General features: G+C 43.1%; 1 protein-coding gene. It reads right to left on the bottom strand.

Going from position 1 to position 343, the window contains the following annotated elements; genetic code table 11:
• Positions 1-26: 26 nt before the first annotated feature.
• Positions 27-343, bottom strand: a 317-nt coding sequence (locus BHE89_RS24065; RefSeq protein WP_171742546.1) for a hypothetical protein, incomplete at its 5' end; no start/stop codon positions are given.

The raw sequence follows: 343 nt of genomic DNA, 5'->3' as shown, positions 1-343 counted from the left end.
TTTCATCTGTGGTTATTTCGCCGTTATTACTGACGTTCCAAAGCCAAATGGGGGGCTTGCCAGCGTAATTGACGAAAGAGCTGGTGGAAATAGCGGCTTGCGGTATCGGTGTTGGTCGAATTTAAGTGATTAAATAAGGAATGACCCAGCGGTTGTTGCGATAAATTATTTTCTGATACCCAAATAACGGCATCAAGTGGACGACGGCGACGTAGCTGTTTTAGATCTTGAATTAAATTTTCATCCATAGGTTGATGGATATCGCCACCATAGATAAGCAATGTGCCGTTACTTTCTTGCCAGATCTCCGTTGTTAGGTTGGGAGTGAGTTTTTCGATAGCAA

It is taken from the genome of Shigella sp. FC1967 (assembly GCF_001743005.1).
GTDB lineage: Bacteria > Pseudomonadota > Gammaproteobacteria > Enterobacterales > Enterobacteriaceae > Proteus.
Note: the sequence above shows the minus strand (reverse complement) of the source record. Positions and strands in the feature narration are given on the sequence as shown.